The organism is Streptomyces kanasensis, from assembly GCF_043077165.1.
GTDB classification, from domain to species: Bacteria; Actinomycetota; Actinomycetes; order Streptomycetales; family Streptomycetaceae; genus Streptomyces; species Streptomyces changanensis.
On the sequence record NZ_JBIBSF010000003.1, the window covers coordinates 313,764 to 336,726 of the forward strand.

The following is a 22,963-nucleotide window of genomic DNA, read 5'->3' on the forward strand; positions in this document are numbered from 1 at the left end:
CGTACCGGCACGCCCCGGCCCGCCGGTGCCCGACGGCGCCCCGGCGGTCGGCTCGGCGCGGGCTCAGCGCCCCGGGCGGTGCGCCCAGGCGGCTGCCTCCTCGACCGTCGCGGCCACCGGGACGCCGTCGGGCACCGGCGGGCGGCACACGATCACGACGGGTATCCCGGCCTCGCGGGCGGCCGTGAGCTTGGGGGCGGTGGCCGCGCCGCCGCTGTCCTTGGTGACGAGCACGTCGATGCCGTACGCGCGCAGGACCTCCCGCTCCCCCTCCAGGGTGAAGGGACCCCGGTCCAGCAGGACCTCGGCCCGCGGCGGGAGCGGGGGCTCCGGCGGGTCCACCGACCGCACCAGGAACCAGACGTCCGCCACCTCCGCGAACGCCGCCAGGCCCATGCGCCCGGTCGTCAGGAACACCCGCCGCCCCAGCTCCGGTACCGCCCGCGCCGCCGCCTCCAGGGAGTCGACCGCGCGCCAGTCATCACCCTCGACGGGGGTCCACCCCGGGCGGCGCAGGGCGAGCAGGGGAACATGGGTGGTGGCGGCGGCCCTCGCCGCGTGGAAACTGATCGTCCCGGCGAAAGGGTGAGTGGCGTCGATGACCCTGTCCACCTGGTGCTCGCGCACCCAGCGGGCCAGGCCCTCGGCACCGCCGAACCCGCCCACCCGCACCTCCCCCGGCGGCAGCCTGGGGGCGGCCACCCGCCCGGCGAGCGAACTGGTCACCCGGACGCCGTCCGCGTCCAGCGTCTCCGCCAGGCGGCGGCCCTCGGTGGTACCGCCGAGGATCAGCACGTGCATCGGGAACCGTCCATGAGTGCGAGCGGGGGGCGCAGCGCCCAACTCAAGCACACCGGTCTCCGGTCCGGCTGGACGACCGGGGCGTGCGCGACCGCGGCGACGACGGCCGCGTACACCGCGCTCCTCACCGGCGAGTTCCCGGACCCCGTCACGATCACCCTGCCCAAGGGGCACACGCCCGCCTTCGCGCTCGCCGCGGAGGAGCACGGCGGCTCGTACGCCATGGCCGGGATCGTCAAGGACGCGGGCGACGACCCGGACGTGACGCACGGGGCGCTCGTCCGCTCGACGGTCCGGCTGCTGCCGCCCGGCTCCGGGGTCGTCTTCCGCGCCGGTGCCGGGGTCGGCACGGTGACCCGGCCGGGGCTGCCCCTGGAGGTGGGCGAGCCGGCGATCAACCCGGTGCCGCGCCAGATGATCCGCGACCACGTGGCACGGGTCGCCGCCCGCCACGGCGGGACCGGGGACGTGGAGGTCACGGTCTCCGTGGACCACGGCGAGGAGATCGCCCGCTCCACGTGGAACCCGCGCCTGGGCATCCTCGGCGGGCTGTCGATCCTCGGGACGACCGGGATCGTCGTGCCGTACTCCTGCTCCGCCTGGATCGACTCCATCCGGCGCGGGGTCGACGTGGCGCGGGCGGCGGGTCGCACCCATCTGGCGGGCTGTACCGGGTCGACGTCCGAGAAGACCGCCGTGTCCCTCTACGGCCTGCCCGAGGACGCGCTCCTCGACATGGGCGACTTCGCGGGGGCCGTGCTGAAGTACGTGCGCCGGCACCCGGTGGAGCGGCTGACGATCTGCGGCGGGTTCGCGAAGCTGTCCAAGCTGGCGGCGGGCCACATGGACCTGCACTCGGCGCGCTCGCAGGTCGACAAGGGGCTGCTCGCCGAGCTGGCGCGGTCGGCCGGCGCGGACGAGGCCCTCGCCGCCGAGGTGGCCGCGGCCAACACGGGGCTGGGCGCGCTCCACCTGTGCTCCGCCGCGGGCGTCCCGCTGGGTGACCGGGTCGCCGAGGTCGCCCGGGACCAGGCGCTGGCGGTGCTGCGGGGCGCCCCGGTCGTGGTGGACGTGGTGTGCATCGACCGGGCGGGCACGGTGGTGGGCCGCAGCGCGCCCCGCTAGTCCGGAAGGGGATGCGGCGGCGGCTGTCCGTACGCCCGGGGGGACTCCCGGTGCCCTGTCAGTGGGTTCTGCGACGATCGAGCCGAGTGATCGCACCATGCCGGAGAACCCCGACTCGAGGAGCCGAGCGATGTCGACCGCCCCCGCTGACAGCCACGACGTGATCCAGGTGCGCGGAGCCCGCGAGAACAACCTCAAGAACGTGTCGGTGGACCTGCCGAAGCGTCGGCTGTGCGTCTTCACCGGCGTCTCCGGGTCCGGCAAGTCGTCGCTGGTGTTCGGCACGATCGCCGCCGAGTCGCGGCGGCTCATCAACGAGACGTACACGGCGTTCCTCCAGTCCTTCATGCCCAGCAGCGGGCGGCCCGACGTCGACCGGTTGGAGAACCTGAGCGCGGCGATCGTCCTGGACCAGGAGCGCATGGGCGCCAACGCCCGCTCGACCGTCGGCACGGCGACGGACGCGTACGCGATGCTGCGGATCGTCTTCAGCCGGCTCGGCACGCCGCACGTGGGTGGCGCCGGGGCGTTCAGCTTCAACCTGCCCGACGGGATGTGCCCGCGCTGCGAGGGCATGGGCCAGGTGTCGGACATCGACGTCGACCGGCTCGTGGACCGGGACCGGTCCCTCAACGAGGGCGCGATCACCGTGCCGAACTTCGCGGTGGACTCCTGGTACTGGCAGGTGATGGCGCACTCCGGCTTCCTCGACCCGGACAAGCGGCTCGCCGACTACACCGAGCAGGAGTGGGAGGACTTCCTGCACCGCCCGGCGACGAAGGTGAAGACCGGCAGCCAGACGCTCACCTACGAGGGACTCGTGGTGAAGGTGCGGCGGCTGTTCCTGGCGAAGGACCGGGAGTCGATGCAGGCGCACATCCGGGCCTTCGTCGACCGGGCCGTGGTGTTCACCGACTGCCCCGACTGCGGAGGCAGCCGGCTGAACGCCGCCGCCCTGTCGTCGCGGATCGACGGCCTCTCCATCGCCGACTGCTCGGCGATGCAGATCAGCGATCTGGCCGCGTTCGTCCGGCGGATCGGCGACCCGTCCGTGGCGCCGCTGCTGCAGAACCTGCGGGCGCTGCTGGACTCGCTCGTGGAGATCGGGCTGGGCTACCTGTCGCTCGACCGCCCGTCGGGCACCCTGTCGGGCGGTGAGGCGCAGCGCGTGAAGATGGTCCGCCACCTCGGGTCCTCCCTCACCGACGTCACGTACGTCTTCGACGAGCCGACCGTCGGCCTGCACCCGCACGACATCCAGCGGATGAACGAACTGCTGCTGCGCCTGCGCGACAAGGGCAACACCGTGCTCGTCGTCGAGCACAAGCCGGAGGTCATCGCCATCGCCGACCACGTCGTCGACCTCGGCCCCGGCGCCGGCACGGCGGGCGGCGAGGTCCAGTACAGCGGGGACGTCGCCGGGCTGCGTGCCTCGGACACGCTGACGGGCCGCCACCTGTCGCACCGGGTCGCGCTGAAGGAGACCGTGCGGGCCCCGACGGGGCGCATCTCCATCGAGGGGGCGAGCCGGCACAACCTGCGCGACGTCAGTGTCGACATCCCGACGGGTGTCCTCACGGTGGTGACCGGTGTCGCCGGCTCCGGGAAGAGCAGCCTCATCCACGGCCACCTGCCCGGCCGCGAGGGCGTGGTCGTCGCCGACCAGTCGCCGATCCGCGGCTCGCGCCGCTCGAACCCGGCCACGTACACGGGGTTGCTCGGCCCCATACGCACGGCCTTCGCCAAGGCCAACGGGGTGAAGGCCGCCCTGTTCAGCGCCAACTCGGAGGGCGCCTGCCCGCGGTGCAACGGCATCGGGCTGGTCTACACGGACCTGGCGATGATGGCGGGCGTCGCCTCCGTCTGCGAGGGGTGCGAGGGCCGCCGGTACACGCCGGAGGTCCTCACCCACAAGCTGCGCGGCAAGGACATCAGCGAGGTCCTCGCCATGCCCGTGGACGAGGCGTACTCCTTTTTCCCCTCCGGCGCGCCCCACACCCTGCTCGGCCGTCTGCAGGACGTGGGCCTGGGCTACCTGCGGCTGGGCCAGCCGTTGAACACGCTGTCGGGCGGCGAGCGCCAGCGGTTGAAGCTCGCCGTCCACATGGCGGAGAAGGGTGCGACGTACGTCCTGGACGAGCCGACGACGGGCCTGCACCTCGCCGACGTGGACCAGCTCCTCGCCCTCCTCGACCGGCTGGTCGACGCGGGCAACACCGTCGTCGTCATCGAGCACCACCAGGCGGTCATGGCCCACGCCGACTGGCTGGTCGACCTCGGTCCGGGCGGGGGCCACGACGGCGGCCGGGTCGTCTTCACCGGTACCCCCGCCGAGCTGGTGGAGAAGGGCGACACCCTGACGGCCCAGCACCTCCGCCGATACGTCGACGGACCCCGCTGAGCCCGTCACCACGCGCCCCGGTGTGACCCCACAGGCCCAAGCCGCCGTGCACCGGGGCGTCCCGCGCACGATCATCGGTCCATGGACACCCGCGATCCCGAGATCCACCTCGCCCAGCAGCCCGACGCGGACGCCCTCCTCGCTCGCAGCCCCCTCGCCGCGCTCATCGGCATGCTGCTGGACCAGCAGGTACCGATGGAGTGGGCGTTCTCCGGGCCGTACACGATCGCCACGCGCATGGGCGGTGACGACCTGGACGCCCGGGAGATCGCCGCCTACGACCCGGAGCGGTTCGCCGAGCTGCTCTCCACCAAACCGGCCGTGCACCGCTACCCCGGCTCGATGGCGCAGCGGGTCCAGCAGCTGTGCCGGTACCTCGTCGACGAGTACGACGGGGACGCCGCCGCCGTCTGGGCCGACGCGGCCGGCGGCAAGGAGCTCCTCGCCCGGCTGCAAGCGCTGCCCGGCTTCGGCCGGCAGAAGGCGCAGATCTTCCTGGCGCTCCTCGGCAAGCAGTACGGCGTGCGCCCGAAGGGCTGGCGGGAGGCGGCCGGCCCGTACGGCGAGGCCGGCTCGTACCGGTCGGCGGCGGACATCACGGGTCCCGAGTCGCTCGCGAAGGTGCGGGCGCACAAGCAGGAGGCGAAACGCGCGGCGAAGGCCGCGAAGGAGAACAAAGAGGCTTAGACGTCGACACATGCGCCCACCATGGCCGCTCGCGAGGAAGTCGTCCGCCGGATCATCCACAACCCCCGCAATTCCTATGATTAATCGGGTGAGTTGTGGCACATGTGTTCACAGAAGCCCGGCAGATCGCTAGCTTCCCTTCAACCTCGTCCGTACGGGAAGGACCTCTGTGAACGCATCCCCTCGCAGAGCCGTGGCCACCCTGGCCGCAGCCGCACTCGCCACCCCGCTTCTGCTGGCCTCTGCCTCTCCCGCCTCCGCCGGTCGCGCGACCCCGGCCAAGGAGGCGTCCCAGCTCGCCCGGAAGCTGGTCGAGTCGGCCTCCGCCGACAGTGCCCACCGGCACCTGCGGAAGTTCCAGCAGATAGCCGACACCGCCGGGGGCAACCGCGCCGCCGGCACACTGGGCTACGACGCCTCGGCGGCGTACGTGTACCAGCAGTTGAAGAAGGCCGGGTACGACGTGTCGTACCAGGAGTTCAGCTTCATGTACACGGAGACGCAGGCGCAGAAGCTCTCCGTCGTGTCGCCCGACCCGCGTGACGTGACCGTCTCCGCGATGACGTACACGAAGTCGACGCCGGTCGGCGGCATCACGGCCGCCCTCGCCGCCGCCCCGGTGGACGTCGACGGCTCGCACGGCTGCGAGCCGGCCGACTTCGCGACCGGCACCTTCACCGGCAAGGTCGCGCTGGTCAAGCGCGGCGGCTGCACCTTCGCCGCCAAGCAGGCCAACGCCGCCGCGGCCGGCGCGGTCGGCGCCCTCGTCTACAACAACGTCGAGGGCAGCCTCGGCGGGACCCTCGGCTCCGCCGACGCCGGGAAGATCCCCACGGGCGGCGTGAGCCAGGCGGACGGCGAGGCGCTCGCCGCGGCCGTGGCCGCCGGCCCGGTGCAGGTGAAGATGGACATCCGCCAGATCCAGCAGATGCGGAGCACGCGGAACGTCATCGCCGAGACCCAGCGGGGCAACGCCGCGAACACGGTGATGCTCGGCTCCCACCTGGACTCGGTCACCGCCGGCCCCGGCATCAACGACAACGGCTCCGGCTCCGCGGGCCTCCTGGACGTGGCCCTGAAGTTCGCCCCGCACAAGCACAAGGCGACCAACAAGGTCCGCTTCGCCTGGTGGGGCGCCGAGGAGAACGGCCTGCTCGGCTCGGAGCACTACGTCGGCGCGCTCGACGACCTGAGCCGCAAGGAGATCAAGCTCTACCTCAACTTCGACATGATCGCCTCGCCGAACTACGGCCTGTTCGTCTACGACGGCGACAACTCGGACGGCGTCGGCGCCCCGGCCGGTCCGGCGGGCTCCGCCCAGCTGGAGCGGGACATCAACACCTTCCTCGACGGCCGGGGGACCCCGCACGAGGGCACCGACTTCACCGGCCGCTCCGACTACGGCCCGTTCATCGAGGTGGGCATCCCCGCCGGGGGCACGTTCACCGGCGCCGAGGGCGTGAAGACGGCGGCGCAGGCGAAGAAGTTCGGCGGTACCGCGGGCGTCGCCTACGACCCCTGCTACCACGCGGCCTGTGACGACCTCGACAACATCGACATGCGGGCGTTCGACGTCAACATCGACGTCATAGCCAACGCCGTGGGCACCTACGCCCACGACATCAGCTCGCTGCGCAAGCCGGTCGAGACGGTCCCGACGGACGGCGACGCCGGCAGCGGCGGCGGCCTCCACGACGACCACGGCCACGAGCCCACCGAGTAACGCTCCCGGCGACGGGCGCGCCGCCGCGGGGCCGACGTCCCGCGGCGGCGCACACCCGTCCCGCGCCCGCCCGCCGCAGGAAGCGGCGGGCCCCCGCCCTCCGGCACCACGCCGGCGCACACCCCTCCGTCCGTACGGGCGGCGGGTGTGCGGCCGGAGCCGCCAGGCGGCGCACTTCCGCCGCCGCGCACCCGGCGTACGCTTCGAGCGCACCGCCCGACACGGCGGAATGCCCGGGTCGTCGTTTATGTCACCCTCCGTCCGGGCGGGTGCCACCCTCGCGTGGCTGCGCCGGGAGCCGCTCGCCCGGTAGGCTTTCCGTGTGATCTTCAAGCGCATCGGTAACGGGCGGCCGTATCCCGACCACGGCCGGGAAAGCACCCGGCAGTGGGCGGATGTCGCGCCGCGTCCGGTCCGCCTCGATCAGCTCGTGACCACCAAGGGTCAGCTGGACCTCGAAACGCTCCTCGCCGAGGACTCGACGTTCTACGGCGACCTCTTCGCGCACGTCGTGAAGTGGCAGGGCGATCTGTACCTCGAGGACGGCCTCCACCGCGCCGTGCGCGCTGCGCTCCAGCAGCGGCAGGTGCTCCACGCCCGCGTGCTGGAACTCGGCTGACCCTTTCCGGCACGTTTGCCACCCGTCCGGCCCTCAGCCGCTGATCGTTTAGTAGGCATAGTCGGCGGGCCGCATTACGCTGCGCCCATGAGCATGCTCACTCCCCCCGGTATGGGCGGAAAGTACCGCATCACGGGCACCGCTTACCCTCGCATGCGCCGGCCGCGCCGCCGTGGCCGCATCGTGGCCACCGGTATCGCCGCCACCGCCGCTCTCGGCCTGGCCGGCTGGGGGACGCTCCAGCTCATCGACGTGTTCGGCGGCGGCAGCGGGGACACCGCACGCCCCACCACCGCCGGACCCGCCTGCGTGACCGCGAGCCCGTCACCGGCCGCGGTGGTCGCCACCTTCCCGAAGCCCGCCGACATCACGGTGAACGTCTACAACGCCACGCCGCGCAGCGGCCTCGCCAAGACCACCGCGGACGAGCTCAAGAAGCGCGGCTTCGCGATCGGCAAGGTCGGCAACGCGCCGGTGACGTACGACAAGAAGGTGCCGGGCGCCGGGATACTGCTGGGCGCGCCGGGTGCGGCGAAGGGTGCCTTCCCCGTCCTCGGTACGCACCTGAAAGGCGCCACCACCAGGACGGACGCGCGCGCCACGGCGGACGTGGACCTGATCATCGGTACGGGCTTCCGCACCCTCGCCGCGCCGCAGGACGCGACCGCGGCGATGACGGCGCTGCTGCACCCGGCGCCCAAGACCTCCACCTGCGCCCCCGAGAAGGGCTGACGGCCGGCCCGGTGGTGCCGCTGAGGCTGCGCGCGCACGACGCAGTACACCCGGAGCAGCGGTCCATTGCCTGCCGACCGGGGAGGCAGGGCGGAGCGCCCGGGGCGGAGCGCCCGGGGCGGAGCGCCCGGGGAGCGGAAGCACCCGGGAAGAGCGCCGGGAGGAGAGAGCACCCGGGGCGCGGCACGCCCGTGACGGGCATGCCGACCGCCCCGGCCGGACAGACCGGGGCGGCCGTGTGGTCCTATTCCGCGGCGCCGTACATGCGGTCGCCCGCGTCGCCGAGGCCGGGAACGATGTAGCCGTGCTCGTTGAGCCGCTCGTCGACCGAGGCCGTGACGACCGTGACCGGCGCGCCCGCCAGCTCCCGCTCCATGACCTCGACGCCCTCGGGCGCCGCCAGCAGCACGACCGCCGTCACGTCGTCGGCGCCGCGCCTGATCAGCTCCCTGATCGCGGCGACGAGCGTGCCGCCCGTGGCCAGCATCGGGTCGAGCACGTACACCTGGCGGCCGGAGAGGTCCTCGGGCATGCGCGTGGCGTAGGTCGACGCCTCCAGCGTCTCCTCGTTGCGGATCATGCCGAGGAAGCCCACCTCGGCGGTCGGCAGCAGCCGGACCATGCCGTCGAGCATGCCGAGGCCGGCGCGCAGGATCGGCACCACGAGGGGGCGCGGGTGCGACAGCTTCACGCCGGTCGTCGCCGTCACCGGCGTCTCGATGTCGACCTGCTCGGTGCGCACGTCCCGGGTGGCCTCGTACGCGAGCAGGGTGACCAGCTCGTCGGCGAGCCGCCGGAAGGTCGGGGAGTCGGTGCGCCTGTCGCGCAGCGTGGTGAGTTTGTGCGCCACCAGCGGGTGGTCGACGACGTGGATCCGCATGCGCACAACAGTAGCCCGCACTGGCATCAACCCACGCAGCCGAGGGAAGGTGGAGTCGGACGAACGCAGCCCTGGGGTGGTGGTGTGGCCATGCCTGACCAGGAAGGACCCGACGGCCGGAAGGCCGCGGACGACACGGAGCGCAGGCGCCGCCGAGCGCAGTTCCTGCGGGAGCTGAACGAGGCACGGGCACTGCGCGAGCGCGTCCAGCCGCGCCGCGCTCGGGCGGCGCGCATGCGGCAGGCGATGCGCATGCGGACGTTCCGCTGGTGAGGCCGTGAAGCCGTAGGCCCCGGCGGCCCGCCCCCGGCCCGCCCCCGGCCCGCCCCCGGCCCGCCGGGGGACCCGCCGGGCGACCACCGGGGGACTCGCCGGGCGACCACCGGGAGGACCCGCCGAGTGGCCCAGCCGCCGACCCGCCGGGCCGCCATGGAAGGGGCCGCCGAGTGGCCGCCGGGAAGGACCCGCCGGGTGGCCACCGGAAGGGGCCGGCCGTCGCGGGCGTGCTCGGGAGGGCCCACCCCGGGCGGCCCCTGACCGTTCGTGGTCATCGGCGGCGAGAAGGGCCGGGGGGTGACGCCGACCGGGTCGCGGCCTCAGACTGGTGCACGACGCAAGAGCGGAACACCTCTCCTCAAGGCCCCGCATCTGCCACGATGCCGAGTGGGCGGGCCATTCAGGAGCGTGCCGCCCGATCGTCACACCTCTGATCAGTGGGAGAGTCACGGTGTACTTCGCCGCACTGCTCACGCTCACCGAAGACGGGTGGGTAGCGAGCGACACAGAGCTCGACGATGTGGAGACCCTGGCGGATCTGATCGGCCTGGCCCGCGAAGCCTCGCCGGACGACGACCCGGTGCTCGTCTTCATCGAGCAGGAGGACGCGTGGTTCGGCATCGTCCGCGTGGAGGGCGAGGAGGACCCTCGCATCTTCGTGTCGGACGGGGCGGCCGCCGCCCGCTCCTCGTACGGGGAGATCCTGACCAAGGAACTGCTGGGCGCCGACCGGGACGACGAAGCGGCCGACCTGGACGCGCTGGACCTGGACGGCACCGAGGACGGGGAGCCGGCCGACACGGAGGACGAGACCGAGGAGGAGACGGAGGCGGTGGCCGGGACCGTACCCCCCGCCGCGCCGGTCGGGGACCGGCTGATCCTGGACGACCTGGGCCTGTCGGAGAAGGAGCTGCTGGCTCTCGAGACCGACGCGCTCTCCGAGATCGCGGACGCGCTCGGGGCCTCCGAGGTACTGGAGACCGTCCGCTAGTGCACGATCCGGCGATTCCCGACCGCATAGCGAAGCAGACGGCGGCACCCGACCCCGTGCGCGCCCCCTGGCGGGCGGCCATGGAGCGGGCGCTGGCGGAGGCCGGGCGGGCCGCGCTGGCCGGCGACGTGCCGGTCGGCGCGGTGGTGCTCGGACCGGACGGCTCGCTCGTCGCGACCGGGCACAACGAACGCGAGGTCACCGGCGATCCCACCGCGCACGCCGAGGTGTTGGCGCTGCGCCGCGCGGCGGAGCGGCTCGGCGCGTGGCGGCTGACGGGCTGCACCCTCGTCGTGACGCTGGAGCCGTGCGTGATGTGCGCGGGCGCGCTCGTCCAGTCCCGCGTCGACCGGGTGGTGTTCGGGGCCCTCGACGAGAAGGCCGGCGCCGTCGGCTCGCTGTGGGACCTGGTGCGCGACCGGCGGTTGAACCACCGTCCGGAGGTGGTGCACGGGGTGCTCGCCGAGGAGTGCGCCGAGCAGCTCACCCGCTTCTTCCGCGACCGCTGAGGCCGGCCCGGGCCCCGCGGGCGGGCGATCGGCGCGCCTTCCGATACGGATTTCAGCGTCGGGGCTCCTTTGGGCTAAGCTCTCTCTCGGTAGCGTGTCCGAGCGGCCGAAGGAGCTCGCCTCGAAAGCGAGTGTGGCGCAAGTCACCGAGGGTTCAAATCCCTCCGCTACCGCTCTCATCGAAGGGGCGGCCCCACGGGGCCGCCCCTTCGGCGTTCCCCCCGCCCCGCTCCCCGGCCGCCTCCGGCTCCGCCCGAGGACGGACCCGGGACGACCGAGGACGGACCCGGGACGACCGAGGACGAAGCCGGGGCGGACTCGCCTGGTCGACGTCGCGCAGCCGTCCGCCACAGATCCGCGGCGGCCTTCCGATCGCGGCGCCCGGGGCGGTAAAGGGCCTCGATCGTCGACGTCTTGGCCCCTGATCGCTCGGTTAGACTCACCCGACCGCCAGGGGAATCACAGGGGACCGGGGAGACGGCGACGATGGCGCAGGCGAAGAAGATCACATCGTTCGTGCTCGCCGTGTTCGTGCTCTACACGATCATCCAGTCCCCCGAGCGAGCCGCCGACCTGGTCCAGATAGGCTTCGAGGGCATTTCGAGCGCCGCTCAAGCGGTCGGCCAGTTCATGACCGCGCTCATCAACTAGGAGTCCGCGTGATCCGCCACCTGGTCCTCTTCAAGCTCAACGAGGGTGTACAGCGGGACGAGCCCCGCGTGGAGGCGGGCGTACGGGCCTTTCGGGAGCTCGGCGACCTCATCCCGGAGCTGACGGCCTGGGAGTGCGCCTGGAACGTCACCGACCGGCCGATCGCGTACGACTTCGCCATCAACTCCGCCGTCGAGGACCTGGACGCGCTCAAGCGGTACATCGAGCACCCCGCGCACCAGGCGGCCGCCGGGCAGTGGCGGGAGTTCGCCACGTGGGTGATCGCCGACTACGAGTTCTGACGGCGCCCGCACCCTCTGCGCATCCGGGAGCCCCGCACGTGACCGTGCGGGGCTCCTTCGCGTGCGGCCGCTCCGAGCCTCAACACGGCGTCACCGGGTGCTTGCGCACAGTGGACATGTCTTGTGATGCTATGACCGCTTTTGACGGATGAGTTGATCGAAGTTGATCGTAGCCGCGAAGGGGTGGCGTGAACGTGCCGGCCAGTACCACGCCTCACCAGGTGCCTCCCCAGAACGAGCCGAAGTGTGAACCCCGGGGCGAGACCCGGGGTGCAGCCCCGGGCAGCCCCAGGAGCGCGTCCGGGAGCGAGCCGGACGGGCCCCCGGACACCGACCCGGCGACGCCCGCACGCACAGCCTCACCCGCACCCGCCGCGGTGGCGGTACCCGCGGTGGAACCGGCAGCAGGACCGGGGGCCGGGCCCGACACGAAGCCCGACCCCGCGACCGGAAGCGCCTCCGAGCCGAACACCGGGCCCGACGCCGAGCCCGGCACCGCGACCGACGCCGAGCCCGGCACCGGCACCGACGCCGAGGCCGCGACCGACACCGGGCCCGACGCCGAGTCGGATGCCGACTCCCGCCCGCGCCGGGCGGCGGACACCCGGGCGCTCACCCAGGTGCTCTTCGGCGAGCTGAAGAAGCTGGAGCGCGGCACCCCGGAGCACGGCCGGGTGCGCGCGGCTCTCATCGAGGCGAACCTCCCGCTCGTGCGCTACGCCGCTGCCCGCTTCCGGTCCCGCAACGAGCCGATGGAGGACGTCGTCCAGGTCGGCACGATCGGCCTGATCAACGCCATCGACCGGTTCGACCCGGACCGGGGGGTCCAGTTCCCCACCTTCGCGATGCCCACGGTCGTCGGCGAGATCAAGCGGTACTTCCGCGACAACGTCCGCACCGTGCACGTGCCGCGGCGGCTGCACGAGCTGTGGGTTCAGGTGAACGGTGCCACCGAGGACCTCACCACCCTCCACGGCCGCTCCCCGACGACTGCCGAGATCGCCGAGCACCTGAAGATCTCCGAGGACGAGGTCCTGTCCTGCATCGAGGCGGGCCGCTCGTACCACGCGACCTCCCTGGAGGCCGCCCAGGAGGGCGACGGGCTGCCCGGACTGCTGGACCGGCTCGGCTACGAGGACCCCGCCCTCGCCGGCGTCGAGCACCGCGACCTCGTCCGGCACCTCCTCGTCCAGCTGCCCGAGCGGGAGCAGCGGATCTTGATGCTCCGTTATTACCGGAACCTGACGCAGTCGCAGATCAGCCAGGAACTCGGCGTCTCGCAAATGCACGTGTCAAGGCTCCTCGCCCGCAGCTTCGCCCGGTTGAGGTCCGCAAACAGGATCGATGCATAGCTGGAACGGGTAGACCTGTTTGGTCCACAATCAGCCGTTCCAAAAGCCGCACACCCCCTGTTTCCAGCACAGATTTCCCCTACCCATGTCGACAAGTCACTACAGCGTGTTGCCGACATGTGACATTCTGCTGGAACCGCGTTTGCCGCAGTCTCGGCGCCGGTATTCACGTGGAGGCTGCGTTCCTCCGATGGTCGCGGCTCCCGCGACCATCCGCGACCTCAAGGGGGTGGCATGTCCGCAGAACAGGGCAGCTCGAAGGTGCTGACGCTCACCAAGAGCGAACCGGCCGCGCTTCTCGACTCCTCGGAAGCCATCGACACGCGTACGCTCTCCCGCTCCCTGTTCCTCCGCCTCCGCACGCTGGACGCGGCGGGCGCGGCGACGGACAGCCCGGAGCGCACGTACGTGCGTGACACGCTCATCGAGCTCAACCTGCCGCTCGTGCGGTACGCGGCGGCCCGCTTCCGCTCGCGGAACGAGCCCATGGAGGACATCGTCCAGGTCGGCACCATCGGTCTGATCAAGGCGATCGACCGGTTCGACTGCGAACGCGGCGTCGAGTTCCCGACGTTCGCGATGCCCACGGTCGTCGGCGAGATCAAGCGCTTCTTCCGCGACACCTCCTGGTCCGTGCGCGTGCCGCGCCGCCTCCAGGAGCTGCGCCTGGCGCTCACAAAGGCCAGCGACGAGCTCGCGCAGAAGCTGGACCGCTCCCCGACCGTTCCCGAACTCGCCGCCGTCCTCGGGGTGTCGGAGGACGACGTCGTGGACGGCCTCGCCGTCGGCAACGCCTACACCGCGTCGTCGCTCGACTCGCCGTCGCTGGAGGACGACGGCGGAGAGGGCTCGCTCGCGGACCGCCTCGGGTACGAGGACACCGCGCTGGAGGGCGTCGAGTACCGGGAGTCGCTGAAGCCGCTGCTGGCCAAACTCCCCACGCGGGAGCGGCAGATCATCATGCTGCGCTTCTTCGCGAACATGACCCAGTCGCAGATCGGCGAGGAGGTCGGCATCTCACAGATGCACGTCTCCCGCCTCCTGACCCGCACGCTGGCGCAGCTGCGGGAGGGGCTCATCTCGGACTGAGCCGTCCACGCGGGCCACGCGGGCCACGCGATCGTCCCGGCGGCGGGTCGATGGCGTGGCCCGCGGTGCGCCGGGGACGGCCGGTGCGCCCGTAGGGAGCGCCCAGCCGGTGCGCCCACGCGCCCGGCCGGCACCCCCGACCGCCCAGCCGGTGCGCCGGGGAGCGAGGAGTGCGAAGGCACGCGAGGGACGCGACGGAGCCGTACGGCGTGCGGGACGTACGGCGTACGGGGACGCACGGCCTCGGCGTCCGGCGCGCGGCGGGTGACGTGCGGCCTCGGCGCGCACCGTGTGGCGGGTGACGTGCGGGTGGTCAGGACAGGGCGAGCCAGGCGACCGCGGCGATGACCGCGAGGGCCGCCACCACGCCGACGATCAGACCGACGCGCGGACCGGACGACTGGACGACGGCCTGCTGCTGCCGCTGCGGGGCGCCCTCGTCGACGAAGGCGCGGAACATCTGGGTCGAGCCCGCGGGGTCATAACTGCCCTCGGGGCCCTGGGGGGCGTGCGGGTTGTGTGCCATGGGGCAGGACCCTAGCGAATCCAACCCTCCCGCCCCACCCCGGGCGCCCGCTGAATGGATCTTGACCTTTCTTTACCAGGTCTTTGGCCGCTTACGCCCCCATTTCATTTGCCTGTAGCAACCATCCACACATATGGTTGCTCTAAGCAACAAGATGCGGAGGTGCCGACGGTGGCAGCACGCAGTCAGTACGAGGAGCTGGCCCGCCAGCTCAGCGCCGTCGGAGCCGTCAAGCGCGGCATCGCACGGATGCTCCCGACCGAGTGCCCCGGCGGGGCGGCCGCGGTGCTGGCCCTGCTGGACCGGTACGGGGACATGCGGATGAGCCGGCTGGCGGAGCTGATGGCCATCGACATGTCGGTGACCAGCCGCCACGTCGCCCACGTCGTGGAACGCGACTGGGTGGAGCGTTCAGCCGACCCGGGCGACCGGCGCTCCCGCATCCTGCGGCTCACCCCGGACGGCCGGGCGGTCCTCCAGGACCTCGGGCGGCGCGCCGCGGACCTGTTCGCGGACCGGCTCGGGGACTGGTCCGACGACGAGGTCGGGCAGCTGATCACCTTGCTGGCCCGCCTGCGCGGATCCTTCGGGGACTGCCGGGCGCAGTCGGCGAGGACGCGGACACCGCAGGAAGAACCACAACCAGCACACACGACGCAGACGACGTACGCGTAAGGAAGTTCATGGCTACGACCACACCGACCGACGTGCGGGACGGCCACGCCGACGGGGCCGCCGGCGGGCCGATGACGCACCGACAGATCATGGAGGCGCTGTCCGGGCTGCTGCTCGGCATGTTCGTCGCCATCCTGTCGTCGACGATCGTCTCCAACGCCCTCCCCGAGATCATCTCCGACCTCGGCGGCGGCCAGAGCGCCTACACCTGGGTGGTGACGGCGTCGCTCCTGGCGATGACGGCGACCACTCCGCTGTGGGGCAAGCTCGCGGACCTCTTCTCCAAGAAGCTGCTGGTGCAGCTGGCACTCGTCATCTACGTCGTCGGTTCGATCGTCGCGGGCCTGTCGCAGAGCGCGGGCATGCTGATCGCCTGCCGCGTCGTCCAGGGCATCGGCGTCGGCGGGCTGTCCGCCCTCGCCCAGATCGTCATGGCCGCGATGATCTCCCCCCGCGAGCGCGGCCGGTACTCCGGCTACCTCGGGGCGACCTTCGCCGTCGCGACGGTCGGCGGCCCGCTGCTCGGCGGCGTCATCACCGACACCGACTGGCTGGGCTGGCGCTGGTGCTTCTACGTGGGCGTGCCCTTCGCCGTCCTCGCGCTGATCGTGCTGCAGAAGACGCTGCGCCTGCCGGTGGTCCGGCGCGAGGTGAAGGTCGACTGGTCCGGCGCGGCCCTGATCAGCGCCGCCGTGTCGCTGCTGCTCGTGTGGGTGACCTTCGCCGGGGACAAGTACGACTGGCTGTCGTGGCAGTCGTACCTGATGGTCGGCGGCTCGGTGCTGCTCGGCGCGGCGTTCGTGCTGGTGGAGTCCCGGGCGAGCGACCCGATCATCCCGCTGCGCCTCTTCCGCAACCGCACCATCACGCTGGCCTCGCTGGCCTCGCTCTTCGTCGGCGTCGCGATGTTCGCGGGCACGGTCTTCTTCAGCCAGTACTTCCAGCTGGCCCGGGACAAGAGCCCGACCATGTCCGGCGTCATGACCATACCGATGATCGCGGGCCTGTTCGTGTCGTCCACCGTCTCCGGTCTGGTGATCACCCGCACCGGTCGCTGGAAGGCGTGGCTGGTGACCGGTGGCGCGCTGGTGACGGCGGGCCTCGGGCTCCTCGGCGGGCTGCGCTACGACACCGAGTACTGGCACGTCGCGGTGTACATGGCGATCCTCGGCCTCGGACTCGGCATGATGATGCAGAACCTGGTCCTGTGCACCCAGAACCAGGTCGCCACCGCCGACCTGGGCGCCGCCTCGTCGGTCGTGACGTTCTTCCGCTCCCTGGGCGGCGCCGTGGGCGTCTCCGCACTGGGCGCGGTCATGGCGAACAAGGTCACGGAGTACGTCAAGGACGGCCTCACCGCCCTCGGCCCGCAGGGCGCGGCCCTCGGCCACGGCGGCACGGGCGGCGGCGGCATCCCCGACCTGGAGAAGCTGCCGGAGCCGATCCGCCTGGTGATGGAGAACGCGTACGGGCACGCCGTCGGCGACATCTTCCTGTACTCGGCGCCCTTCGCCCTGGTCGCCTTCCTGGTGACGCTGTTCATCCGCGAGGTCGCGTTGAAGAGCGCGAAGGCCGACCAGTGAGGGCGGGCCACTGAGCCCCGGGCGCGCCGCTCCGTAGCGGAGGGCGGCGCGTCCGGCAGAAGAGGGCCCCGGCGGCCGGAGTGTGGGAGGGGACGCCCACACCCGGCCACCGGGGCCTCACTTCTGTCCGCCGGCGTCGCCCGCGTATCCCGGGCCACCCGCGCTACCGGTGCCACCCGCGTACGACACCGCCCCGGCCGGCCTCTCCCGCCGACCCCGCCGACCTCGCCGACCCCGGACCCGGGCGATCCCGTCGGCCGGGTCGGCGTTCTCACGTCCCGGTGGGGTGGGCGGCGGAGGGGCGCGTGTTCCCCTCAACGCACTCGGAGAAGGACCCACTCCCGTCCAAACCAGCATGTCTCACCCGTTCGGGTGAGCAAGTGGCAGATCGGGAGGACGGCGCGGTACGGTCGCGCCAAATCACCACCCCCACAAAAGACTTCGGCCCCCGGCGGGACTGGCATCCCGGTCGAGGGCCTGATCAACAGGAAGAGAAGACCTTCCCGATGACTGTTGCGCAGTCTAACGCGCGTGCCCTCGCGGGCGGCGGCTCTTCAGCCGCAGGAGTGACCCACGTCCGTCACCGCCACCGCGAGCGGTTCACGGTGGTCGGCAACCACCTCGCCCAGCACCCCGGCCTCTCCGCCTGCGCCATCGGCATCGGCGTGTACATCCAGTCACTCCCCGACGGGGCCGTCGTCAGCATCCGGGCCCTGACGGCCCGGTTCCGCGAGGGGGAGCGCCGCATCGGGCAGGCGCTCAACGAATTGGAGGCCGCCGGGTACCTGGAGCGCACCCGGCACCGCGTCGACGGCGCGCGGGTCGTCACCCGTACCCGGTGGTTCGAGCACCCGGCGTACCGCGAGCCCGGCACGCCGAAGCCGCCTCCGACGGCGGTCGCGCGGGCCGGGGCCCGGGAGCCGGCGGCCGGGGGCGGAAGCAGCAGCGCGAGCGCCGCCCGGCGTGGGCGGGAGGTGCCGCCGAGCGCGCTGCCACAGGACCTGCGGCCCGCCGCCGACCTGCTGATCCGGCTGCGGCAGCGGGAGCCCAGGATCGTCCTGTCCGAACAGGACGTCCACCGTCTGGCGCCGCTCGCGCGGACGTGGCTCGACCGGGGTACGAGCCCCGGGATCGTCGCACGCGTCCTCGTCGGCGACCTGCCGGCCGGGACCATCCGGTGGCCGGGCCGCTTCGTCGAGTACCGGCTGCGGACCTGGTTGCCGCCGGTACTCCCCCCGCCGCCCGGGGAGTCCCGGCCGCTGCCCCTCCAGAACTGCGACGCGTGCGACCGGGCCTTCCGCGCGGCCCTGCCGGGCACCTGCCCCGGCTGCTCGGCGCAGTGACCGGCGCACGCCGTCCCGGCCGTGGCCGGTGTCAGGGGCGGGCGTCGGAGGCCATCGCCTCGATGCCCGCGACCAGCAGCTCGAACGCCACGGCGAAGTCCCGGTCGCGCATCTCGTCCACCGTCCCGCCGCCCCGGGCCGCCGTCATCTCCGCGGCCGCCTCGACGAGCGGGGCCAGCTTCGGCTGTTCGTCGAGGGTGTTCATGGCGTACTGGTAGTACTCGTCCTGGCTGACGCCCGCCTCCTCGCAGCGCCGGAGGAAGTTGCCCTCGATCGTGCCGAAGCCGTACACGAACTGGAAGACCGCCGCGATGGCGCCCGCCTGGCGGTCCGGGGGGAGGCCGGTGGCGCGGACGCTCCGCTGCACGGACAGGGCGAACCCCGCCCAGTTCGGCCCGATGTTGAGGAAGCGGCCCATCAGCGGCGACATCCACGGGTGGCGGACGAGCAGGGCCCGGTACCCCTCGGCGAGGTGGCGCAGCCGCTCGCGCCAGTCACCGCCCTCCCCCTCGCCGTCGCCTTCCTCGGGCAGCGGCACCTCGCCGACCGCCGCGTCGCTCGCCAGCTCCAGCAGGTCGTCCTTGGAGTCGACGTACCAGTACAGGGACATCGCGGTCACGTTCAGCTCGGCCGCGAGCCGGCGCATGGAGAACTTGGCGAGGCCCTCCTCGTCCAGCAGCCGCACCGTCGCCGCCGTGATGCGGTCGCGGTCCAGGCCGGACGGCTGGTCACCGCCCGGCCTGCGGCCCCGGGACGCCGCCGCCTTGCCGTCCAGCCAGACGCTCATGCGCGCCGGGCGCTTCGTGTCGCGGTCGGCTGCCGCCACCATGGCCTCCTCGTCGTTCCGTGCCGCCGATGCTATGCCGGGGCCGGCGTGCGTCGCTCCGCCCGCCGCAGCAGCAGCGCCGCGAGCAGGCCGCCCGCGAGGACCGCGACCGCGCCGACCAGTTGGCTGGTCTCCAGGCCCGCCGCGAACGCGTCGGCGATGCGGGCCCGCTCCGACGGGCCCTCCGCCGCGGCGAGCGCCGCCGGCAGGGAGACGGCGGTGACCGAGGCGAGGGCGGCGAACCGCGCGTTCAGCACGGCACCCAGCACGGCGACGCCCAGGCCGTTGCCGAACTCGGCGAGGGTGCCGTTGATCCCGGCACCGACCCCGGCCTTCTCCGGCGGTATGGCGCTCATGATGGCGTTGGCCATGGCCGGCATGGACAAGGAGACGCCCGCGCCCATGACGACGAGGCCGAGGAGCATCCCGCCGTAGCCGTGCGCCCCGCCGAGGAGCGCGATCGAGGCGAGCCCGGCCGAGACCAGGGCCATGCCGAGGGCGATGGTGAGGGGCGTGCCGAGCTTCGGCAGCAGCCTGGCGCCGACCCCGGCGAGGTTCAGCACGACGACGGTCAGGGCGAGCGGGGCCGTGCGCAGACCGGCGGCCAGCGGGTCGTACCCGAGGACGAACTGCAGGTGCTGCGTGAGCAGGAACAGCGAACCGGTCATGCCGAACGCGACCAGGATCGCGCCCGCGACGGCGCCCACGAACCGCTGGTCACGGAAGAAGTGCATGTCCAGCATGGGGTGCGGGACGCGCAGCTCCCAGAACGCGAACGCGCCCATGACGACCAGGCCGAGCGAGGCCGAGCCGAGGACCTGCCCGGAGGTCCAGCCGTGTTCGGGGCCGTTGATGATGGCGTACACCAGCGCCGTCATGCCGACCGTGGACAGCACCGCGCCGAGCAGGTCGGGACGGTCGCCCTGCTTGTGCCGGGACTCCGGTACGAGGAGGGCGACGGCGACGAGGCCGAGCACGGCGACCGGCAGGTTGACCAGGAAGATGGCGCCCCACCAGAAGTGGTCGAGCACGAACCCGCCGAGCAAGGGGCCGGCGGCGAAGCCGAGCGAGCTGACCGTGGACCACAGGGCGATGGCCTTGACCCGTTCCGTGTCGTCGAAGATCTGGACGACGACGGCGAGGGTCGTGGTCATCAGCAGCGCGCCGCCGACGCCCATGCCCGCGCGGGCGGCGATGAGCTGGGTGGAGCTCTGCGCGAGACCGGCGGCGAGCGAGCCGACGCCGAACAGCGCGAGCCCGGTGAGGAGCATCCGCTTGCGGCCGTAGCGGTCGGCGGCGTTGCCCGCGGTCAGCAGGAGGCCGGACTGGACCAGGGCGTAGGCGTTGATCATCCACTGGATGTCGGCGGTGGACGCGTCCAACTCCCGGGTGAGGGAGGGGATCGCCACGTTGAGCACGGTGTTGTCGAGCAGCACGGTGAGCTGGGCCAGGCAGATGACGGCGAGGATCAGCCAGCGCTGCGGGTGACCGCCGCCGGGCGCGGCGGCGGTGGGCGGGTTCTCGGCGGTCGTCGCCGTCACGAAGGTGCTCCTTTACGGTGTAAGGGGTTGACGCCTTACACCGTAAAGGGATTTCCCTTACGCCGTATAGGGATTATTTCCGGTCGGCTCTTTCACGCCAGGTGGCGGCGGGGCGTCCGACGTCCTGGCATGCGGGGCGGTCGCCGCCGGGGGCCGCCGGACCCCCGCCCGGCGGCCTGACCGGCCCCTCCGCGGTGAGCCGGGTGCGCGGCGGTCCGGGCCGCCGGCCCGTCACTCGCCGGGTCTGATCAGGTAACCGGCTCCCCGCCGGGTGTGGATCATCGGCGTACGGCCGGCGTCGATCTTGCGGCGGAGGTAGGAGATGTACAGCTCGACGACGTTCGCCTGACCGCGGAAGTCGTAGGACCACACGCGGTCGAGGATCTGCGCCTTGCTGAGCACGCGCCGTGGGTTGCGCATGAGGAAGCGCAGCAGCTCGAACTCGGTCGCGGTGAGGTGGATGCCCCGCCCGCCCCGCGTCACCTCGTGACTGTCCTCGTCGAGGGTCAGGTCACCGACGACCAGCAGCGACCCGCCGCGTTCGAGGCCGGCGCCGGACCGGCGGACCAGGCCGCGCAGCCGCGCGACGACGTCCTCCAGGCCGAAGGGCTTGGTGACGTGGTCGTCTCCGCCCGCGGTGAGCCCGGCGACGCGGTCCTCGACGGCGTCCCTCGCCGTCAGGAACAACACGGGCAGCTCCGCGCGGTCGCGCCGCAGCCGCTGCAGGACGCTCAACCCGTCCGTGTCGGGCAGCTGCACGTCGAGCACGACGACATCGGGCCGGAAGTCCCGCGCGGCCTGCACGGCCTCGGCGCCGTTCTCCGCGCCGCGGACCTCCCAGCCCTCGTAGCGGAGGGCGAGGAACAGCAGTTCCGACAGCGACGGCTCGGCGCCGACGACGAGGACGCGGACGGCGCCGCCGTCGGGGCGGCGCGTCCCGGCGCGGGTCCGGAGGGGGGAGGGGGAGACGGTCATGGCACCACGCTGCGGCGGCGCCCTGAGAGGCGGCTTACGCGTTCCTGTGAATTCCCTGAGAATCCAGACCGGTCCCGCCCGCGCCCGCCCCCGCAGCCCCCGTGCCCGCCGCCTCCGTGCCCGCTGTGCGCGTCCCCGGGTCGGCGGTCGCCGCCGGGGCGGCCCCCGTACCCGGGTCGGCGAAGAGGGCGGCGGCGTTCCCGTGGAGCACTCCCCGCAGCCAGTCGTCCCCGAGTCCGAGCCGTTCCAGGGCTTCCAGTTGGTGGAGGTAGCCGTAAGGGATGTTGGGGAAGTCGCTGCCGAGCAGGACGCGGTCGCCCAGGGCGAGGAGCCGACCGCGCTCCCGGCGGGGGAAGGGCGCGAGGCGCTCGGAGAAGTCGGTGAAGACCATCGTGGTGTCGAGCCGCACCTCGTCGTACCGCTCGGCGAGGTCGAGGAAGTCGGTGTACTCGGGCATGCCCATGTGCGCGACGACCAGCCGCAGCCGCGGGTACCGGGAGAGCAGCCTCCCGACGGGGCCCGGGCCCGTGTGGGCGCCGGGCGTGGGACCGGAGCCGCAGTGGACGACGACCGGTACGCGCGCGTCGGCGAGGGCGCCCCAGGCCGGGTCGAGGAGCGGGTCGTTCGGGTCGAAGTCGCCGACCTGGAGGTGCACCTTGAACACCCGGGCCCCGCGCGCGAGGTGCTCGGTGACGTACCGCCCGACGCCTTCCTCCGGGTAGAGCGTGCCCGTGCACAGGCACTCCGGCACCCGCGCGGCGAACCCCGCCGCCCAGTCGTTGAGCCACCGGGCCATGCCGGCCTTGTGCGGGTAGACCATCGACGTGAACCGCAGCACCCCGAACCGGCGCAGCAGGTCGACGCGCCGGTCCTCCTCCTCGCGGTAGGTGATCGGCCAGGCGACGCCGGTCAGGTCCTCCACGCCGTCGAAGTAGGCCCACACCTTGCGCAGGACGCGGTCGGGCATGAAGTGCGTGTGCACGTCGAGGAGTCCGGGCAGTCCGAGCCGGCGGGCCACCGCCCGTACGGCCACTGCCTCTCGGTCCCCGCCGTCCCGGCCGCCTCCGCCGTCCCCGCCGCGTCGCGCGTCCTGCGGCGTCCCGTCCGCCCCGACCGCCCTGCCGGTCCCGCCGCCCGCCCGGCCACCCGGTCCGCCCATGTCGCCCACCCCGCCCGCCTCTCCGTGCAGCGCGTCCCGCCCGCAGCGTGTCGTGTCACCACCGGCATCACTACCCACCCGGTCCCCCGCCACCGGCCCGGCGCCGGCCCACCAGCTCCACCGGCTCCACCAGCCCCGCATCCCCCCACCCCCACCGGCCCGGCAACTGCCCGCCACCGGATGCGGCACCGCCCGCG

23 protein-coding genes and 1 tRNA gene are annotated in these 22,963 nt (G+C 72.8%); 17 read left to right on the forward strand and 7 right to left on the reverse strand.

Annotated elements, in window-relative coordinates; genetic code table 11:
• Positions 1-63: 63 nt before the first annotated feature.
• Positions 64-801 (reverse strand): cobalt-precorrin-6A reductase, encoded by a 738-nt coding sequence (locus ACF053_RS10230; RefSeq protein WP_391953459.1) that lies wholly within the window; start codon positions 799-801, stop codon positions 64-66.
• A gap of 12 nt (positions 802-813) precedes the next feature.
• On the opposite strand from ACF053_RS10230, the gene ACF053_RS10235 reads away from it, so the two are divergent.
• The 6 genes from ACF053_RS10235 to ACF053_RS10260 all read left to right on the forward strand — a co-directional run bounded on the left by ACF053_RS10235 (position 814) and on the right by ACF053_RS10260 (position 8,088).
• Entirely contained in the window at positions 814-1,926 is a 1,113-nt protein-coding gene (locus tag ACF053_RS10235; protein WP_391953460.1) for a cobalt-precorrin-5B (C(1))-methyltransferase, read from the forward strand.
• A 130-nt stretch (positions 1,927-2,056) separates the two neighbouring features.
• Positions 2,057-4,327 carry an ATP-binding cassette domain-containing protein gene (locus ACF053_RS10240; RefSeq protein WP_391953461.1) on the forward strand — a complete coding sequence of 757 codons (2,271 nt, stop codon included), beginning with the start codon at positions 2,057-2,059 and terminating at the stop codon, positions 4,325-4,327.
• An 81-nt stretch (positions 4,328-4,408) separates the two neighbouring features.
• On the forward strand, positions 4,409-5,014 hold the full coding sequence (locus tag ACF053_RS10245; RefSeq protein WP_391953462.1) for an HhH-GPD-type base excision DNA repair protein: 606 nt from the start codon (positions 4,409-4,411) through the stop codon (positions 5,012-5,014).
• Positions 5,015-5,207: 193 nt separating this feature from the next.
• Entirely contained in the window at positions 5,208-6,737 is a 1,530-nt protein-coding gene (locus tag ACF053_RS10250; protein ID WP_391953700.1) for a M28 family metallopeptidase, read from the forward strand.
• 322 nt (positions 6,738-7,059) lie between these two features.
• On the forward strand, positions 7,060-7,356 hold the full coding sequence (locus ACF053_RS10255; RefSeq protein ID WP_003955420.1) for a type II toxin-antitoxin system VapB family antitoxin: 297 nt from the start codon (positions 7,060-7,062) through the stop codon (positions 7,354-7,356).
• Positions 7,357-7,443: 87 nt separating this feature from the next.
• The gene (locus tag ACF053_RS10260) at positions 7,444-8,088 is read left to right on the forward strand and encodes a LytR C-terminal domain-containing protein (protein ID WP_391953463.1); all 645 of its coding nucleotides are present in this window, start codon (positions 7,444-7,446) and stop codon (positions 8,086-8,088) included.
• Between the two features lie 244 nt (positions 8,089-8,332).
• Here ACF053_RS10260 and upp read toward each other — a convergent pair whose 3' ends face one another.
• A complete protein-coding gene (gene upp / locus ACF053_RS10265; RefSeq protein ID WP_391953464.1) occupies positions 8,333-8,968 on the reverse strand; it encodes a uracil phosphoribosyltransferase in 636 nt (211 codons plus the stop codon).
• 90 nt (positions 8,969-9,058) lie between these two features.
• On the opposite strand from upp, the gene ACF053_RS10270 reads away from it, so the two are divergent.
• The 8 genes from ACF053_RS10270 to ACF053_RS10305 all read left to right on the forward strand — a co-directional run bounded on the left by ACF053_RS10270 (position 9,059) and on the right by ACF053_RS10305 (position 14,138).
• Positions 9,059-9,241, forward strand: a complete 183-nt coding sequence (locus ACF053_RS10270) for a hypothetical protein (protein WP_391953465.1) — start codon at positions 9,059-9,061, stop codon at positions 9,239-9,241.
• 454 nt (positions 9,242-9,695) lie between these two features.
• Complete coding sequence (locus ACF053_RS10275) at positions 9,696-10,235, forward strand: tRNA adenosine deaminase-associated protein (RefSeq protein WP_391953466.1); 540 nt, start codon at positions 9,696-9,698, stop codon at positions 10,233-10,235.
• Between the two features lie 80 nt (positions 10,236-10,315).
• On the forward strand, positions 10,316-10,744 hold the full coding sequence (gene tadA, locus ACF053_RS10280) for a tRNA adenosine(34) deaminase TadA (protein WP_391953701.1): 429 nt from the start codon (positions 10,316-10,318) through the stop codon (positions 10,742-10,744).
• A gap of 88 nt (positions 10,745-10,832) precedes the next feature.
• Positions 10,833-10,917, forward strand: a tRNA-Ser gene (locus tag ACF053_RS10285).
• Between the two features lie 313 nt (positions 10,918-11,230).
• Positions 11,231-11,395 carry a hypothetical protein gene (locus tag ACF053_RS10290; protein WP_198549436.1) on the forward strand — a complete coding sequence of 55 codons (165 nt, stop codon included), beginning with the start codon at positions 11,231-11,233 and terminating at the stop codon, positions 11,393-11,395.
• An 8-nt stretch (positions 11,396-11,403) separates the two neighbouring features.
• Positions 11,404-11,697, forward strand: a complete 294-nt coding sequence (locus ACF053_RS10295) for a Dabb family protein (RefSeq protein ID WP_391953467.1) — start codon at positions 11,404-11,406, stop codon at positions 11,695-11,697.
• Between the two features lie 377 nt (positions 11,698-12,074).
• Positions 12,075-13,049: a SigB/SigF/SigG family RNA polymerase sigma factor gene (locus tag ACF053_RS10300; protein WP_449336533.1), complete on the forward strand. Its 975-nt coding sequence runs from the start codon at positions 12,075-12,077 to the stop codon at positions 13,047-13,049.
• A 234-nt stretch (positions 13,050-13,283) separates the two neighbouring features.
• Positions 13,284-14,138, forward strand: coding sequence for an RNA polymerase sigma factor SigF (locus tag ACF053_RS10305; protein WP_058944864.1), 855 nt, complete (start codon positions 13,284-13,286; stop codon positions 14,136-14,138).
• 313 nt (positions 14,139-14,451) lie between these two features.
• Here the strand turns inward: ACF053_RS10305 and ACF053_RS10310 are convergent, their stop codons facing one another.
• Positions 14,452-14,664, reverse strand: coding sequence for a hypothetical protein (locus ACF053_RS10310; protein ID WP_079047468.1), 213 nt, complete (start codon positions 14,662-14,664; stop codon positions 14,452-14,454).
• Positions 14,665-14,835: 171 nt separating this feature from the next.
• On the opposite strand from ACF053_RS10310, the gene ACF053_RS10315 reads away from it, so the two are divergent.
• From ACF053_RS10315 to ACF053_RS10325, 3 genes are all read left to right on the forward strand, one after another.
• The gene (locus tag ACF053_RS10315) at positions 14,836-15,339 is read left to right on the forward strand and encodes a MarR family winged helix-turn-helix transcriptional regulator (RefSeq protein WP_391953469.1); all 504 of its coding nucleotides are present in this window, start codon (positions 14,836-14,838) and stop codon (positions 15,337-15,339) included.
• Positions 15,340-15,347: 8 nt separating this feature from the next.
• Positions 15,348-16,922 (forward strand): MDR family MFS transporter, encoded by a 1,575-nt coding sequence (locus tag ACF053_RS10320; protein ID WP_391953470.1) that lies wholly within the window; start codon positions 15,348-15,350, stop codon positions 16,920-16,922.
• Between the two features lie 566 nt (positions 16,923-17,488).
• Positions 17,489-18,265, forward strand: coding sequence for a helix-turn-helix domain-containing protein (locus tag ACF053_RS10325; protein ID WP_391953471.1), 777 nt, complete (start codon positions 17,489-17,491; stop codon positions 18,263-18,265).
• 31 nt (positions 18,266-18,296) lie between these two features.
• Here the strand turns inward: ACF053_RS10325 and ACF053_RS10330 are convergent, their stop codons facing one another.
• From ACF053_RS10330 to ACF053_RS10345, 4 genes are all read right to left on the reverse strand, one after another.
• On the reverse strand, positions 18,297-19,094 hold the full coding sequence (locus ACF053_RS10330; protein ID WP_391953472.1) for a TetR/AcrR family transcriptional regulator: 798 nt from the start codon (positions 19,092-19,094) through the stop codon (positions 18,297-18,299).
• 29 nt (positions 19,095-19,123) lie between these two features.
• Positions 19,124-20,632, reverse strand: coding sequence for an MFS transporter (locus ACF053_RS10335; protein ID WP_391953473.1), 1,509 nt, complete (start codon positions 20,630-20,632; stop codon positions 19,124-19,126).
• A 231-nt stretch (positions 20,633-20,863) separates the two neighbouring features.
• Entirely contained in the window at positions 20,864-21,607 is a 744-nt protein-coding gene (locus ACF053_RS10340) for a response regulator transcription factor (RefSeq protein WP_391953474.1), read from the reverse strand.
• Positions 21,608-21,641: 34 nt separating this feature from the next.
• The gene (locus ACF053_RS10345) at positions 21,642-22,766 is read right to left on the reverse strand and encodes an amidohydrolase family protein (RefSeq protein WP_391953475.1); all 1,125 of its coding nucleotides are present in this window, start codon (positions 22,764-22,766) and stop codon (positions 21,642-21,644) included.
• Positions 22,767-22,963 lie beyond the last annotated feature (197 nt).

Excerpts from the sequence above, each read along its gene's own strand:
- ACF053_RS10290 (WP_198549436.1), top strand. The coding sequence starts at position 11,231 with ATGGCGCAGGCGAAGAAGATCACATCGTTCGTGCTCGCCGTGTTCGTG.
- ACF053_RS10330 (WP_391953472.1), bottom strand. The coding sequence starts at position 19,094 with ATGGTGGCGGCAGCCGACCGCGACACGAAGCGCCCGGCGCGCATGAGC.
- ACF053_RS10260 (WP_391953463.1), top strand. The coding sequence starts at position 7,444 with ATGAGCATGCTCACTCCCCCCGGTATGGGCGGAAAGTACCGCATCACG.
- ACF053_RS10245 (WP_391953462.1), top strand. The coding sequence starts at position 4,409 with ATGGACACCCGCGATCCCGAGATCCACCTCGCCCAGCAGCCCGACGCG.
- ACF053_RS10320 (WP_391953470.1), top strand. The coding sequence starts at position 15,348 with ATGGCTACGACCACACCGACCGACGTGCGGGACGGCCACGCCGACGGG.
- ACF053_RS10270 (WP_391953465.1), top strand. The coding sequence starts at position 9,059 with ATGCCTGACCAGGAAGGACCCGACGGCCGGAAGGCCGCGGACGACACG.
- ACF053_RS10340 (WP_391953474.1), bottom strand. The coding sequence starts at position 21,607 with ATGACCGTCTCCCCCTCCCCCCTCCGGACCCGCGCCGGGACGCGCCGC.
- upp (WP_391953464.1), bottom strand. The coding sequence starts at position 8,968 with ATGCGGATCCACGTCGTCGACCACCCGCTGGTGGCGCACAAACTCACC.
- tadA (WP_391953701.1), top strand. The coding sequence starts at position 10,316 with ATGGAGCGGGCGCTGGCGGAGGCCGGGCGGGCCGCGCTGGCCGGCGAC.
- ACF053_RS10305 (WP_058944864.1), top strand. The coding sequence starts at position 13,284 with ATGTCCGCAGAACAGGGCAGCTCGAAGGTGCTGACGCTCACCAAGAGC.
- ACF053_RS10240 (WP_391953461.1), top strand. The coding sequence starts at position 2,057 with ATGTCGACCGCCCCCGCTGACAGCCACGACGTGATCCAGGTGCGCGGA.
- ACF053_RS10310 (WP_079047468.1), bottom strand. The coding sequence starts at position 14,664 with ATGGCACACAACCCGCACGCCCCCCAGGGCCCCGAGGGCAGTTATGAC.
- ACF053_RS10345 (WP_391953475.1), bottom strand. The coding sequence starts at position 22,766 with ATGGGCGGACCGGGTGGCCGGGCGGGCGGCGGGACCGGCAGGGCGGTC.
- ACF053_RS10235 (WP_391953460.1), top strand. The coding sequence starts at position 814 with ATGAGTGCGAGCGGGGGGCGCAGCGCCCAACTCAAGCACACCGGTCTC.
- ACF053_RS10230 (WP_391953459.1), bottom strand. The coding sequence starts at position 801 with ATGCACGTGCTGATCCTCGGCGGTACCACCGAGGGCCGCCGCCTGGCG.